The sequence below is a fragment of the Cohnella sp. LGH genome (assembly GCF_017671885.1).
Taxonomy (GTDB): Bacteria; Bacillota; Bacilli; order Paenibacillales; family Paenibacillaceae; genus Cohnella; species Cohnella phaseoli.
Window position 1 is genome coordinate 5,745,656 of sequence record NZ_CP072117.1, and the last position, 16,185, is coordinate 5,761,840.

The 16,185-nt window shown below is 49.2% G+C and carries 12 protein-coding genes; 4 read left to right on the forward strand and 8 right to left on the reverse strand.

Features of this window, described 5'->3' with window-relative positions:
* Positions 1-58: 58 nt before the first annotated feature.
* Genes J4772_RS24255 through J4772_RS24270 form a run of 4 tightly spaced genes read left to right on the forward strand, consistent with a single transcriptional unit; the run spans position 59 to position 4,406 of the window.
* On the forward strand, positions 59-829 hold the full coding sequence (locus tag J4772_RS24255) for a MerR family transcriptional regulator (RefSeq protein ID WP_209071752.1): 771 nt from the start codon (positions 59-61) through the stop codon (positions 827-829).
* A 4-nt stretch (positions 830-833) separates the two neighbouring features.
* Positions 834-1,592: a CPBP family intramembrane glutamic endopeptidase gene (locus J4772_RS24260; protein WP_209071753.1), complete on the forward strand. Its 759-nt coding sequence runs from the start codon at positions 834-836 to the stop codon at positions 1,590-1,592.
* Between the two features lie 56 nt (positions 1,593-1,648).
* Positions 1,649-2,983: an alpha/beta hydrolase family protein gene (locus J4772_RS24265; RefSeq protein ID WP_209071754.1), complete on the forward strand. Its 1,335-nt coding sequence runs from the start codon at positions 1,649-1,651 to the stop codon at positions 2,981-2,983.
* Positions 2,984-3,005: 22 nt separating this feature from the next.
* The gene (locus J4772_RS24270; RefSeq protein ID WP_209071755.1) at positions 3,006-4,406 is read left to right on the forward strand and encodes a serine hydrolase domain-containing protein; all 1,401 of its coding nucleotides are present in this window, start codon (positions 3,006-3,008) and stop codon (positions 4,404-4,406) included.
* A 96-nt stretch (positions 4,407-4,502) separates the two neighbouring features.
* On the opposite strand, the gene J4772_RS24275 is transcribed toward J4772_RS24270, so the two are convergent.
* From J4772_RS24275 to J4772_RS24310, 8 genes are all read right to left on the reverse strand, one after another.
* Positions 4,503-5,468, reverse strand: a complete 966-nt coding sequence (locus J4772_RS24275; protein WP_209071756.1) for a phosphotransferase family protein — start codon at positions 5,466-5,468, stop codon at positions 4,503-4,505.
* A gap of 196 nt (positions 5,469-5,664) precedes the next feature.
* The gene (locus J4772_RS24280) at positions 5,665-5,952 is read right to left on the reverse strand and encodes a hypothetical protein (RefSeq protein ID WP_209071757.1); all 288 of its coding nucleotides are present in this window, start codon (positions 5,950-5,952) and stop codon (positions 5,665-5,667) included.
* Positions 5,949-7,799, reverse strand: coding sequence for a transglycosylase domain-containing protein (locus tag J4772_RS24285; RefSeq protein WP_209071758.1), 1,851 nt, complete (start codon positions 7,797-7,799; stop codon positions 5,949-5,951). The genes J4772_RS24280 and J4772_RS24285 overlap by 4 nt, the downstream gene beginning before the upstream one ends.
* Positions 7,800-8,028: 229 nt before the next feature.
* The gene (locus J4772_RS24290; protein WP_209071759.1) at positions 8,029-12,324 is read right to left on the reverse strand and encodes an S-layer homology domain-containing protein; all 4,296 of its coding nucleotides are present in this window, start codon (positions 12,322-12,324) and stop codon (positions 8,029-8,031) included.
* Positions 12,325-12,562: 238 nt separating this feature from the next.
* Positions 12,563-13,063 (reverse strand): hypothetical protein, encoded by a 501-nt coding sequence (locus J4772_RS24295; protein ID WP_209071760.1) that lies wholly within the window; start codon positions 13,061-13,063, stop codon positions 12,563-12,565.
* Between the two features lie 222 nt (positions 13,064-13,285).
* Entirely contained in the window at positions 13,286-13,717 is a 432-nt protein-coding gene (locus J4772_RS24300) for a hypothetical protein (protein ID WP_209071761.1), read from the reverse strand.
* A gap of 92 nt (positions 13,718-13,809) precedes the next feature.
* Positions 13,810-14,484: a response regulator transcription factor gene (locus J4772_RS24305; protein ID WP_247741220.1), complete on the reverse strand. Its 675-nt coding sequence runs from the start codon at positions 14,482-14,484 to the stop codon at positions 13,810-13,812.
* 540 nt (positions 14,485-15,024) lie between these two features.
* Positions 15,025-16,185, reverse strand: coding sequence for a glycosyltransferase family 4 protein (locus J4772_RS24310; protein ID WP_209071763.1), 1,161 nt, complete (start codon positions 16,183-16,185; stop codon positions 15,025-15,027).

Genomic DNA, 16,185 nt, shown 5'->3' on the forward strand with positions numbered 1-16,185 from the left:
TCGCTTGCATCTACAGTTACTGGAGGTTTTATAATGGTGACAAGAGGAGGTGCTTCAGATGGACGGAGCAACCTATACCATCGGTAAATTTGCAGAACTGAGCGGCATTCCCATACGAACGCTTCATTATTATGAGGAGGTTGGGCTATTGCGCCCGCGTCGCCTGCCAAGCGGACATCGGATTTATGGTACTACCGATCTGATCGACTTGCAGAAAATTATGGGATTGAAGTCGCTCGGGTTTTCTTTAGAGCGTATTCGCAGGTTTATCCATCATCCCGAATCGGAGATGAATTTGGCGGAATCACTGAAAATGCAGCAGCAAGCCCTGAAGTCTGCCCGTGCTGAACTGGACAAATCGTTGGAGATTGTAGGCAGAATGCTGACCCTCTTGCAGCGTGAAGGGGAACTGGAGGATGATATGATATTCCTCCTGCTTCGCAATATGTTAAGAGAGGACAAGCAGCGCGGATGGGTTGCCGAGCACTTGTCAGAAGAAACAGCGACGGCCTTGTTCGATATCTCTCAAGATGCCGCAGCCGAATTGGATCGCGAGACGCTCGCCTTTGCCCATGCGGTTAAGCGTTTGGCGGCAGGAGAGCCGGATACTGCTGAAGCCGAGGATATGTTAGGCTTCTATATCCAAAGGCTGCTGCGCGTCCTTGACGACAAGGCGATAACGAACTTTGCCCTTATTCCGGAGGAGGAGCATAAGCATTTGAACCAGTTGGTGGATATGCCGTTTGACGAACGGGAAATCGCCTGGCTGGATGCAGCCTTGGCTCACTATGCAAGCAAATACGGACTGCATGGGATAGATAGGGAGTGATGGTATGTATTCTACTTTGATTTTAGCATTGATCCTTGTCGCAATTTGCATGCCCGGCGTATGGCTAATGAGCAAACATGCAGCTACTAATCTTGTTGATAAACCCGATAACCGATTACCTAAACAATCTCTCTTTATCGTTATGTTCCTGCAAACCATAATCATCGTCAATTTGGCGGTATCGGCAGGGATTTATTTTGGCCGTAAGGCGGGACTAACAGATCCTTTTCTCGAAGGGCTCGGCAGTGGAAAACTGAACGTGACAAATTTGATTCAACAAGCGGGGATTGGCATAGTCGCCGGAATCATATGTGCTGTGGTATGGGTTGTGAGCTATTATGCCTTCATTCGACCTAGATTAGATACTGCTACCGTACTAGCCTCCGAGCAAGCCCGACAACAGCTCGGACTTGCGGCGCGAGTTGCTTCCGGCGGAATAACCGAAGAAATTATTTTCCGCTGGGGCTTGCTGAGCCTAACGATGTGGGCGGTTCTATGGATAACGACTTCTCAGACGATTGCATTCTGGATTTCCATTGTCATAACCGGCGTAATATTCGGCCTGGCTCACTTGCCTGGACATATTGCCCAAGGTTGTGTTCGTTCACCTTTGTTAATTGCCTCCACAGTACTCGGCAATCTATGGGTTTCGATAATATGCGGCTATCTCTTCTGGCAGTTCGGGATTATTGCGGCTATTATCGTCCACATGCTATTCCACATCATATGGTATCCATGGGAGCTTAGGTATAGAAACCGTTAGTCTATATTTATTTCGATGTACTTGAAAAACATCATTAGCCGGAGAGTGCATTTTCAATGGAACTGTTTGAAAACATCCTGCTCATTGTCTCTGTTTATATCTGGCTCTATCTGATATGGTCAAATTCTATATATCGTCCTCTAATCGGTTTAATTATCATGGGTTCTTTGCTTGGAGTACTGATTCTTCATTTGTTGTTCGAACAGTCGCGTTGGCTCATGCTGCCTGTATACGGGATAGTAGTTATGGTGATTATGCTTTACATTTCCAGAATTTGCAGCAGTGCCTCGCATCCCCCAAGACGACTAAGATCTATCCTATTTAGTCTACTTGCGTTGCTTGCGGGTATACTTTCTTGGTTATTTGCAGGTCTGCTGCCGCTATTTCAATTCTCCAAACCAAGCGGCCCCTACAATGTCGGCGTTGTCGATTACACTTGGACCGACCCCGATCGAACGTTCGCAAATAGAGCCAGCCGGCAACTGAATGTGCGCATTTGGTATCCAGCCGACGATCAGCCAACGAAGCCAGCTTCCTATATTCCTCAAGCTGAATTATTTATAAAAGCGGTAAAGAAGCAATATGGCATGTGGTCGCAGCTGTTTCGCAGCCATCGACGGCTCGAGATTCCCGCCCAGTATGCTGCCCCTTTTTATCCGAATGCCGACACAGTCCCTGTTGTTGTCTATTTGCACGGCAATCAGCTGGGCACCCGCTTTACAGGCACTTTCCAAGCGACTGAATTAGCGAGCCACGGCTACATCGTCATCGCGCTAGAACATCCGGGCACAGCATTCTTAAGCGTATTCGATGACGACAACTACATCGCATTTACTGATTTCTCCAAAAATTTACCCGACACCTTCAGCGCTCATAATACAGCTTCTATTCCGATTATTCGAGAGGTTCAGGCTGATGTTCAATTTGTCCTTCATTATCTTGACCATATTGCCCGCCACGAACCGGATTCGCTACTCGCCAATCGGATGGATCATAGCCGGATCGCTTTAGTTGGGCACTCTTTCGGCGGCGCCGCTGCAGCGCATATCCTGGCCAACACAACAATAGCCAAAGTCGCAGTCAATCTCGACGGCTATCTTTATGGCGAATATCCGGACGAGCCTCCGGAAAAGCCGCTGCTCATTTTAAATGGCGGCCTTCCGATCAAAGGCTTGGAGGAAACGATGACCGGACTGGAGGATGAACGCGCTTTACGCAACCGCCTGCTGGGCAAGAAGGGGCTTGAAGTAACTCTGCCGCAAGCAGGGCACTTGAGCTTCACGGATCTGCCCCTCTACTCGCCGCTATTGAAGCCGCTTGCTCCTGATGTTAAGGAGCAGCACCGCTTGATCAACGAGCAGACCTTGCGTTTTCTGCAGGAGCATCTATAGAACCGAATGAGGAGGAACGGGAATGGAAGCAGATAGGAAGGAACGGGCAGCGCGATTGTCTGCACTCATGGAGCATATTAAAGAGCAGGAAGCTTTTAATGGAGTAATATTAGTGGCCGATCAGGGCATTCCTCTTCTATGCGAAGCGATGGGGAACGCAGAATTTGGCAAGGATGGCTTGCGTCCGCTTACCACGGATTCGATGTTCGAGCTAGCTTCGGTCTCCAAACCGATTACGGCATTGGGCATCATACGCTTACAGCAGCTTGGCCAATTGGACTGGGACGAACCCGTGTCCAGATGGCTGCCCGAATTGCCCTATCCGGGTATTACAGTGCGCCACTTGTTGTCCCATACATCAGGGCTGCCGGATTATATAGAATTGTTCTCCAAAAAGTGGAATCCTGCACATTGTGCTGTCAATAGCGATGTTGTGGACATGCTCGTCGTTCATACCCCCGCCTCGCTGTTTGCGCCAAATGACAGTTGGATGTACAGCAATACAGGCTACATTATACTGGCTATCCTGATCGAACGGATCAGCGGTCAGTCCTATGCAAGCTTTTTGTCCGAGCAGATCTTTCAGCCTCTCGGCATGACGCGGACGCGAGTATACAATCGCCGGCTTGATCCGGGGCCGGTCCCTAAGGATTACGCCTGGGGCTACGTCTATCGACTGGAACGCGGCGGCTATGTGCTGCCGGATGATGTGCCGGAATTGAGTTATGTACACTATTTGGACGGTTTGCAGGGCGACGGAATGGTGAACAGTACGGTCGAGGATCTGTTGCGTCTGGATCGCGCGCTTTATGATGACAATTTTATAAATCCGCAGCTGCGAGAGGTCATGTTCGCACCCGTGCAGCTAAATAACGGAGAATACTTTGACTACGGATTTGGATGGCTGATCGAGCAACATCTTCAGCTCGGTAAAGTCATGTGGCACAACGGCGGCTGGCCGGGATACGCAGCCCTGTTTAAACGTTATGTTGATCATGATGCCACACTGATCCTCCTGCAAAATGGGGAACGGGAAATAGGGTATACAGAGCATTTGGTCCAGAGTATTGAACAAATCCTTGCCGGCGAGCCTGTTGAAGCGCCTCAACCGGCGGTTCTTCGCAAGATTGTCCCGCACTCGGCAGAAGAATTCGAACCGTATCCGGGCAGATACCGATTTTCCGACGAACCGGGCAAGTCGCTGATTGTGGAGGTTTACGTCAAGCACAGCCAACTTTATGTTCGACTGGATAACGGAATGATATTGTTGTTGCTGCCAATCGGCAATGGACGATTCTACGAACAGCAAACCGCGACCGAACTGGAATTCGTCGGAATCGAATCGGGTAAGAGCTCCCAATTGATCTGGTACGATCGCGAGAGCCGCAACGTAGCAGATCGAATACAAGAATACCCCGTGTAGTCTTGCCATCGGATAAGCTCAAGCACCGGTCGATAAAGCCCGGCGCTTGAGCGGTTTTATGCATGTAAATCGATGTGGCAATGTGAATGCCCGGCATTACAGATCGGATTTCTTCAGCTCCGCATATTTTTCACCCATTAATTTTGTTGCCCAATCATAGAATTCTGCCGTTGCATATTGTCGATAAACATGTTCTTGAGCAACGATCATTAACAAATAAAGATCATACCACAGAATTCTTCTTTTCTCCCTCTCTGTCAGTTGTTTAACTCCATAACCTCTTAGAAAGTCCGGCGATTGGGAATAGGATCTAAATCCAACCTCCATTAGCGGATCGCCCCACAGGCAACGTTCCCAATCGATTAATCCCGTTACCTTCCCATCATCTACAAAAACGTTGCCGTCCCATAGATCCCAGTGAACTAAACGAGGAGTTACGACGTCGAGAAATAGAGCTCTATCCTTCTCCAAATTTTCCAACAGCTCCTGCGAGGGGACCGAAAGATCGATATTTTCTTTAGCGGCATCCTCAATAACAGCCTTCAGCATATTACTGAATACGTCATGCCAGACTTCGCCCTGATATTTTTTTTGGCTAGGATAACCGAAGAAAGCGTTCTCCACCCCGTTGATTTCTTTCGTTAAGGATCCTACAGTAAAGAAAATATCGCTTAACTCTTGCGGCGTTACATTCGGGCGTTGAGAAGCCAGGCTTTTACCGGTCAGCTTTTCCATAAAAAAGAATGGAGCGCTGCACAACTTACACGACGGATCATAATATTCCACTTTCGGCAACGGAACGGTTGTTTTATGTGCCACTAATTGCATGCAACGAACTTCTGCGTCCATAATATTCTGCTCATGCGCCATCAATGTCACCGAAGGATGAGGCGCTATCTTTAGAATACTCTTTGTTCCATCCTGAAAGGAAACCTCATAGGCTATATTAAAATACCCTTCTGTCAGTTCTTTCAGATATTCAAGTTTCCTTTCTGGGAATGCATCCTGAACCATCTGCGAGAGTGTTGATTCGCTTTGCTTATTTTTTGTTAAGTTCGCCATATTTCCCACCCTTTATAGATATGAATCATCCCATTTTTTACTATTTAATATAGTATAATTTCAAAGCAGGAAAAAAGCTATTCAACCTTTCAAAATCTGTACATACATCTGTTATCAACCCAGGAAAGCCCTTTTATATCATTACCGTAAATGGGTTGGGGTACAAGTGTAATCCCTGTGGCGCAGTACAGTAACATCATTCTTTTTTATCCTTATCCTGTCTATCTTTCCTATCTATTTTATCTTTCTTATCTTTCTTATCTTTCTTATCTTTCTTATCTTTCTTATCCGTCTTATCCTTTTTATCTTTCTTATCCTTATCTTTTTTCCCCTTATCCCCTTTCATATTTTCTTTAGGACCGTTCCCTTTGCTTATTTGCCCAGTCGCAGGACGATTAAACTCGGAGATTGGAACACCCTCTAAAGCCAACGACATCATCTCTTTGAAAATTAAAGCCGGATATTGTCCACCTGATGTGGTCAAATAATGCTTGCTATCCGTATTGTCATAACCAAGCCAGACCGCCCCAACCAATTCCGGCGTATACCCGACAAACCAAGCATCTTTAGAGCCTCCGGTAATCCCTGCGAACGTTTTTTTTGCGGAAGCTGTGTCGTTCCCGTCTTTCCTGCCACCGGACGATTCATAGCCGCGTTCTTTCCTGTTCCTTCTCGCACAACATCGACCAAAAGCTCAGTCATGGCATGAGCATGTTCCGGCAACATCACCGCTACCGATTCAGGCTTGGCTTCAGCTAAAACTCGCCCATCCGTCGTAGTGATTTTGGTTATGGTATGGGCCGTAACCTTGGTCCCGAGATTCGGAAAAACACTGTAAGCTTGCGCCATTTGAAGCGGAGATAGCCCTTGCGAAAGACCTCCCAGCGCCAAACTTAAGTTATTATCTTCTTCGCTCAGTGGGATATCGAGCTTCTCAACAAACGTTTTTCCGGTTTGCAGACCGATCTCATTCAGTAACCAAACTGCCGGAATATTCCTCGAATGAATAACAGCATCCCGAAGCGATACCTGCCCTAAAGTTCGATGATCTGAATTATTCGGTTTATAACCGTTAATATCTAACGGACCATCGTACAGCATCGACTTCGCCTCATAGCCGTTTTCCAAAGCAGGCCCGTAGACCATCAGCGGTTTGAATGCCGAGCCTGGTTGTCTTACAAGCTGCGTCGCACGATTGAAGCCGCGAAATACATGCTCTCCCCGTTGCCCCACGATTCCACGAACTCCACCCGTAGAAGGGTCCATGATCACCGCTCCGCTCTGCACGAGTTGATCGGAGGCGCTTTCGGGAAACAGGGAATCGTTACGATACGTATCCTCCATCGCACGCTGAACGACCGGATCCAATTCTGTGTATATGAGAAGATTTCCGGCCAACAACTGGCGCTCGGTAAATCCGTACAATTCAATGGCTTCATCCATCACTTCATCTGTATATGAAGCGTATTGACCCAGTAAGCTATTTTGCTGATCCGAAGGAACTTCCTTAAGTACATGAACAGGCTCAACGATCGCTTGGTTAAACTCCTCATCCGAAATGAACCCTTCATCCCGCATTAAGCGTAGTACAAGGTCTCTTCGCTCCAATGCGAGTTCCTTATTCTTAAGCGGAGAATAACGACTGGGAGCTTTCGGTAATGCGGCTAATAAGGCGGATTCGGATAACGTCAAGTCCTTCGTCTCTTTGCCGAAATACCGCTTAGCGGCTCTCTGTATTCCCCATTGGCCTTCTCCAAAGTAAATTTGATTCAAGTACATTTCGAGAATCTGGTCTTTGTTATAAGTAGATTCGATCTTGAGGGCATAGGCCGCTTCAGTCAGCTTTCGCGAGAACGTTTTTTCCCCTGTTAGAAAAACGTTCTTGGCGAGCTGCTGAGTAATCGTGCTTCCCCCTTGTGCTGCGCCGCCTTCCTTCACGTTGCGGAATGCAGCTCGAATGATGCCGAAAGCGTCCACTCCAGTATGATCGTAATATCGCTTATCCTCTACGGCGACGATGGCTTGCTGCATATGTAGCGGAATTTGGTCGATCGATACGGACTCGATTTTGACGGAAACCATCTGGGAGCTCGGCTCGCCATTCTTATCTAGTAATTGAGTCGGTGCAAATACTGGAATGACAAGCTTCTCAATATCAAGAGAGCTGACCCAGTAGGCTGCGAAAGCCACAAGCGATATAAGTCCAAGATGGATTACAAGTATCCAAATCCGGAATCTCACAAGAAATTTAAAGAAACCAGAGAACGCCGCTACTTTGGACGCTCCGCGATTATTGCCTTGTTCCTTAGATAATGTTGTTTGTTCTGTCATAGATGTCTTCTCCAACTGTGGTAATAAGTATCATTAACCAGAAAAGATGGTTTCAAGTCTAAAATAATAATGAAAAAAACTCGCCTTATAGTCAAATGAAGATTTTCTCAAGAACACTGGAGCGGTCTGAAGCGCATGGACATGATAAGCTCCGGGAACCCCGATTAAAAAGCCGCTTCCGCCAACGTCTTCAAACGTCGGCCGGAAGCGGCTTTTCTCATATCCGATATTAGATTAGACCCGATTCCTTCAACAGGCGGCTGACGATGGCTGCGACCTCTGCCCGGGTCATATAGGCCTTCGGAGCAAGCGTCGTGCCGTTTCTTCCCGTCACGATGCCGGCCTGCACACTGTCGGCCACTCCGCTTCGCGCCCAACCGGACACGGACGAGTTGTCGGCGTAGTCTTTCAACAGGGTATCTACGGACTTCGCGGGAAGCTTCTCCTTCAATCCGGTTATCGCCATCGCTTTCGCAATGATCAGTAGGGCTTGTTCCCGCGTAATTTTGTCATTCGGACGGAACCTGCCGTCCTCGAAACCGTCGATCAGGCCGTATTCGTGAGCCGCTTTTACCGCGCCTGCATACCAGTCGGATGCCGCTACGTCGGCGAATGGCGTCGTGACTTTGTCCAGATTGAGCCCCAGTCCGCGAACGACAATCGCCGCAAACTCGGCTCTGGTGATGTCGCGGTCCGGGCTGAACGTGCCGCTGCCCGTCCCCTCGATCACCATACGCGAGCCCATATCGTTCACGATTTCTTGCGCCCAATGACCTTCCATATCGTGATAGGCAAGCGGATGCCATACGACCGAATACGAGCTGTTGGTCAAGCTGTTAATTCGAGCATAATACTTGCCGTTCTCGACGATGATCTTAGTTGGCACGTGGCGCACCGTACCGTTGGGTTCAATGACGACTCCCGTCGTAATCCGGTTCGGATCTCCCCCCTCTGGAATCGCGATCGTCCGTTCCACATAAGCGTTAAACTTCGCAATCTCGATGGTCTTATCGCCGTACGAGATTGTGATCTTAAAATCTACAGGCGGAGCAACCAGCGTGAAATCCCCTTTGGTACCGGCGCCTTCCGCCAGTTGTACCGTGCTTGCCGCGGATGCGGCAATTTCGACCCGTACCTTGATGTCCTTCAACGCCACAGAAGCGCCGATTTGTTTGGATATGGCCTCGATGTCGATTTGCAGCGCAGGTACGGTATAGGTCGCGCGATCCGTTCGGATTTCCAGGATCGCCTGCCGGTCCTCCATATTCTTGATCATTTGGCCGTTCAATTCCCCGATGACGACATCGGAATCGCCGCCGACCGGAATGGTTACGATCGCACGGTCTCCTACCGCGGCTAGACGCTTGTCCAGCTTGTCCGCGTCAATCGCAATCGTCGTCACTTTCCGATTGTTTATCGTAGTCGTCGTTGCCTTGCCTGCGCTCTCTGCTTTACCGTTGACGAGAATATCCGCATTGCTGTCCCCGGTTTCTGCGACTGGCCCCGTCGACGGTGCGGTTCCCGGTGATATCGATCCGCCTCCCGGTGAAGCGGAGTTCACAGTAACGTTCACCGTGCTCGTCGACGTCGAGCCAACGATGTCCACCCATTCCGAGCCGTTCCATCTTTGCTTCTGGAACGTTGCCGTGACAACGAAGCTTCCTGTCCCTGCAGTCAAGTACGACGAGACGTAGCCGTTGACGTCGTCGTTCCATTCGAACGCGCCGGACTTGGAATCTTCCGTGGACGTCCACGTCGTCGGAACGTATCGTTCGTCCCCGTTCACGGTTCCATCCGCCGCTTGCCGATCGCCTGTCGCGCTCAATGTAATGGTTGCTCCCGCCTTGACCGTCAAGGTATTCGCGGTTACGCTGTTGCTCGAAGGATTCGCCGCCGCGCCGTCTACGGTCAGCGTCGCCTCGGACGACGTTACTAACTCCCCGCTGCCGCTGACAACGACCCGATACCGTGCCCCGCTATTTGACGCCGACAGTTGGACGAGCGTCAACGTCGAATTCGTCGCGCCCGGCACATTCATAAAGCTGTCCAACAAAGCCGAATACACTTGCCACTGATAGGTCAGTCCCGTTCCCGTCGCCGAGACGCTGAAACTCGCGCTGCCATTGACTGCCGTCGTATCCGAAGGCTGAGCGGCAATCGACGGCAGGATCGGACCTTTGCGCAAAATCTGAATACGGCTGTTGTCCGTATCCGCAACATAGACATTGCCATAATTGTCTACCGCTATGCCGCGCGGATAATCAAATTGTCCTTCGTCGTCTCCCGACCTCCCCCACAACATCTGGAAATTCCCTTCGGAATCAAACTTCTGAACCCGACTGTTAAATGTATCGGCGACGAAGACATTCCCATCTCCATCCACGGCAACCCCGCCCGGTCTAAAGAATTGACCATCCATAAGGCCCATGCTTCCCCATTTTTTAACGAACTGACCGTTCGAGTCCCACTTTTGAATTTGATGATTTCCGGTGTCGGCGACATAGACATTGCCGGCGCTGTCTACGGCTATGCCAGAAGGATCACTGAATTGGCCGGCTCCGTTGCCCGGAACGTCGCCCCATGTTTCTTCAAGGCTGCCGTTTGCGTCATACACTTTGATTTGGGACAGATCTGAATCTGCGACATAGACTTTGCCGCTGACCTTGTCCAGAGCTACGCCGCTCGGACCGGTCAACTCGCCGTTCTCGCCCAGCATCCCCAGCAAACTGCCGCTATCGTTGAAAGAATACACCCGAGCATTCGTGCTGTCCGCCACATAGACGCTTCCGGTCACGCTTACGGCAACGCCGGCGGGCGCGCCGAAATCAACTTCCGAATTTGGGTCGGCTTGCTTCCACTCCGCCAGGAGCAAACCGTTCGTATCGTATTTGAGAACCTGACCTTCTCCAGAATCCGCAACATAGATATTCCCATCGTCATCGACAGCCACGTCCGCTGGTTCATCCATTCCGCCGGACACGAAGATTTTAAAGCCTACCTTCGGCGTTACGCTGCTGGAAGGAGCCGATGCCTCCGAGGTTCCCAATGCGTTCTTCGCCGTCACGGTGAAGGTGTAGCTCTGTCCGTTCGTCAAGCCCGTCACTTTGATCGGACTGGCGCTGCCCGTCTGTGTGCCTCCTGCAGGCTCCGACGTTACGGTGTATTCCGTAATCGGGCTGCCCCCATTACTTGCCGGCGGATAGAAGAAAACCGTCGCTTCGCCGTCCCCCGCGAAAGCCGTTACATATCCCGGGGCATCGGGAGCTTGAAGCACAGGCATTCTAGCGACTCGAACCTGGTTCTTGCCATCGTACTTCTCCGTCCATGCCGCGAACAATTTGCCGCCATATACGGCGAGCGAAGGATGATTGACTGTTGAGCCAATCCGGGCGTTGAGCCCGTGGTCGCTGTCTGCGGTCGTCCAACTGATGCCGTCGTACTTTTTCGCTCTGACGGTATTCGACTCGACCCAAGCAGCGTACAATTGGCCGTCGTATGCGATTAATTTCGGAACGGAAACGTTGCTTCCGGCGGTGTAATTCAACCCGGCATTGTCGTCCGCCCATTGCCACCCGTTCTCTTCGTCGTAAGACTTGACCCGAATAGCCTTACCGTTATCCGACCAAGCGACGTACATTTTGTCTCCGAATACGGCCACGTTCGGATGGTTGATATACGTGCCCTCATCGGAACCAAAGCCTCCGCCGTCTATCGACTCCCAATCTGTTCCTCCGACATAGCGGCTCACCTTGATCTTCTGCACGCCCTGTATACCCGATTCTTCGCGCCACACGGCATACAAAGAACCGTCATATACGGCCAATTGAGGGCTTCCTGCCCCGCTTCCGCTCAGACTTGGCGTCGGAGATACAACTTGCCATTCCGCTCCCGTATCGTCATATTTTTTAACTTGAATTTGATCATGTTCTTGCCATATCGCATACAGTTCATCGTTAAAAACCGTCAATTTCGGATCCCACGACGTTACATCCGTCAGATTCAACGTACCGCCGTCTACCGTCGTCCAATTCGTCCCGTCGAACTGTCTGACTCTGGTTTGATAGTTGGAGCCCATATCTCCTTCGTACCAAGAGGCATACATTTTGTCCTTAAATACGGCAAGCGAAGGAGAACCCGCCTTATTCCCGAAGTTTTCACCCGCGTTCGCATTTAGGCATCCGGTTGGCATGCACCCTGATGGACGCTCGTCCACGGCAATCCAATCCGTACCGTCATATTTCATCGCATGCATTAACGTATTGGAGACGCCGGCATTTTCCGACCATAGGACATACAGTTCTCCGTTATACTCGATGAGGTCAGTTTTATTAGTATCTTTTGTCCTGTCTTTGATAAGTCCACCATCGTCTACGAGCGTCCAACTGCTCGTATCGGACGCCGCTTGGGCGATATTCCCGCCCGTCAGCGCCGGCAGCGCCAGCAAAAATGCAAAAACAAGAAAAATCGCCTTTCTACTTCTATGACCGAACCTCTTGCCGGTCTCTTTCTTTTTACTTGTCGACATCTTGTCGCCTCCCATTCTATTCTTTGCTGTTTTTCGTCAATTTCCATTATAGTAGAGCACCCTAAACACAGACTAAACAGAGAAAGCCACGGAATCTGTCGACTCCGTAGCTCTCTTATGGCCATTTATGGCCATTTATGTCATGTCTTTCAGCCGTTTACAATTGGGAGAGAAACAGAGGAGCAACACTGTTTAGTACTTCCTTGTCAGTGAGCCCCGCTTGGCTTCGATCTGGGGGTTATGTATTCCTGCCAGCGCCCACTCGTATAGCCATAATTCTCTTAAAAAGAAGCGGAATGTAGAGTATCGATAGTTCACAGATCGACAGTGTCAAAATATAGGCTGCCACATCAAATTCTTTATTGATCGTTCCAAATCCATAAACGATAGCCGCAATCGGGGAAGCAACCATCAGAAGGACGATAATTACTGTTAAGCTTAGCTTTTTATCCGGCGTTAATCGTTGCTTATTTATCCATATATATAATAGTAAAACTACAATAATAATGACCAACACCAATAGCGACCACAAAGCGAAAGTATCGAACTTCGATAAAGCCCATTGGATAAATCGTTCCTCATCGTTAAATCGAATACGGGAGCGATCCAAGGACTTCACTAACGCATCACGAACCAGAAACGAGCCGACTATACCGGTAATCGCCACAATTGAACCCATACCCCTATACAAGCGTTCGATCTCTCTCTTTTTCCAGAAAGAAAGGAGCATCGTCACCACAATACCTATCCCTAAAACTTGTATAAAGATACCTATATTCAGATAAATCGTAATGCACCTCACTGGTTCCTAATAGTGATTGCTCGTCACTCTTACTCTACCAAACGAAGCGGTGTTTTTCTATGGGATCATAGACGCCCCGATCGGGCGCCCTTCACAGATTCTGGCTAAGGAAATCCAATAACTTGTTTAGCTGTGGGCCAATCTCCCGCCATAGTTTCATCACCATAATTTACGAGGGGCGTATCCATCTGATCTCAGTGAGGCATACTTGCTCGATCGCACGAACTCGCGATGGGCTTCCTGAATCGCGTTCGTGCGCATCAGCAGTTCCTCGGAACCGCCATGCTTCAGTTGCCCGGCAATCTGCATCAGCTTGAACGTGTTATAATAGTTCGCATCCGCTTTGCTGCGGCTATGCTGCAATTCGTCCTCATGCGCTTGGCGCTCCATCGAGAGGCGCATTGCCTGATCATGTAGATTGGGATCATGTCGCTGTAAGTAGTTCATTTCGTCGGTGCGCAGCTTCTTGCCCAGCATGAGGATATTTCGAATTGATCCCAAACGCGACTGATCCTTCGTCTCGCGCGCGTCCTTGTTTTGCTGCATCGCTTTGAAATAATTACTGACCGGCTGCACGGATTTTACATTCACGCCATTCCCTCCTTATTACAATCGTCACATGCAACGATGCCTTGGTCCAAGTATCTGGTTACAGAAGCTTAACGAAAACTTTAAGTTCATACTTACACCGAACCTCTGGCAACCAGCATATATCCCGTCCCCCGGATCGTCACGATTCTCTCAGGATTGGCAGGGTCGGCCTCGATTTTTTTTCGTAAATTGCTGACGTGTACAGCGACCGTTCTCGTATCCTCTAGGCTCTCCGTTCCCCAGATGAGCTGAAACAACGCATCGACACTGACGACACGATTCACGTTTTGCGCCATATAGGACAGCAGACCGAACTCTTTTTTCGATAAAAAGACGGTTTCACTCCCCATGATGACGGACTGTGCGTAGTAATCCAGCGTTAATCCCGGCAACTCCAGCAGCTGTTCCCTTCTGCCCGTCGACACTCTGCGAAGATGCGCCTTGATCTTGGCCATGAGGACTCCCGGACTGAACGGCTTGGTCACATAATCGTCTCCGCCATCGGATAATGCGCTGATTTTTACCTCGTCTTCCTCACGGCTGCTCAGAAACACGATCGGTGCATTCGTATAGCTACGTGCGTTCTTGCACCAATCAATGCCGTTTTCATTAGCCAGCATGACATCCAGTACAATCAAATCCGGCTCGAACGATACAAGCAGCTTCATGGCTTCTGTCCCGCTGTGGCAATAGGAAGATATGAAGCCCTCCCGCTCGCAATATACCTGAACAATCTCGCATATATGGGAATCATCATCGACGATCATGATTTTATGAGCGTCCACCACATCGTCACCTTCCTTCCACCGATGGGGGCGCCATAGCCTCGTTTTCCCCCTGAAGTATGTTAAATTATAGCGATTTTCCTCCTTGTATCTTATCATGGCAGATCAGCCCATGGGCGAATCTCAAAGAAAACTTTGAGTTCGCGCTCAAGATAAATACAACGCCACATCCAAGATGATGAACTTAGTTGGGCCTATCCGGATTCTAGAAAAATAGCGACGTAAGGGAGATGATCCCTTAGCTCGCCAATCCAGATTTTTAATCCGTCAAAATCACCCCATTAAACACCAAACCATCGGGGAGCAAAGTTTATCCATACTAGATCTCCTCGGTCTGCACTCATCTAGCAACCTCAGATCCTTGGCTGACCGCAATACGCTCGGCGATCTGGCTGGGAATGCGAGTGCCTAGACTGTATTTAGTGTTGCTACTGAGCTTGCCCCCGGCTATCGTACGGACCCAGCGGCTTTTCGAGCTCTGCAGCGAGAATTCAAACAAAAAATTCCCTATCACGTTAGGGTTCACTCAAATAATGACAGATGCGAATTTATCAATTCGATATTATTGATATAATTCGAACTAAATTCAAGAGCGCATGACGAAGCCCTTGCATGTTCCTCGAAATCCATGTTTACATATCGTTGGAGGCTTAGGGCAAAATCTTCCGGCTTATCCAAAGAGATCACCATTCCCCCTCCGCAGCGGGCTACCTCTCCCCAAGGTGTACGATCCGAGATCACAACGGGACATCCCGCCTGCAAAGCTTCAAATATCGCGTGACCGAACCCTTCCCCGAGCGTAGGAAGAAAAAATAAATCATAACTCCCTAAAATCTTTTTGACTTTAGCTGACGTTACCGCCCCTAGATAATTAACCTTAATGTTATCGGAAAGCTCCCGGATCAAGGTAAGACATTCTTCCCAGTAGGGCCCATCCTCAATTGGCCCGTATATGTCGAATTGCACCTCTCCCTTAACATTTCGAAGAGATGAGATGGCGAATTTCAAATTTTTCATTCTGCATATGCGCGATAGAAATACGAGTCTTAAAGAACCGCGTTGTTTGGGCATTTTCTCGAAAATGGGTTCCTCTCCGAGCTTAGTTGCAGATGGGAAATCCGGAGCTACGATCACCAGAGCTTTGGGTCCGAACACCTTGACGATCTCTGCTTCTTCTTTAATGCTTGAAGCCTGCCAGATTACATCCGAGTAAATGCCAAACCATTTCGCTAACGCTATGAATACCTTTTTCTTTAAGGGCTTTATAGATAATGCGCCCTCGGAAAACTCTCCTCTTGGAGCCAATACGGTTCTCTTTAAGTGCACTTTAAAGCATTTATTCCAAGTAACGGGCAGTATGGAGTATTGGAACGAAAAAAAACTGTTTAAGTATAAAACATCGAAATCCGTTTCGCGCATGATTCGTATGAGTTTTGTTCCGTTCCGTCCCGATAAGTAATAGATGTCGGGGACTCCCGGGATCCAGCGATTTAGCGGAAGCGGATAAGGATGTTTATCGCCCAAGTCTCTGTCGGAAGTTACGATCTTAAACTTTACTTTATCGAATAAATGATCGACGGAATTACGGATCGTCGTGGTCGGGCCTCCCGCCTTAAATCCCGGTTCGAAATACGGAACAAGCGTGAGTACCTTCTTTGGAGCGGCTTTTCCCCCTTCCGTCAC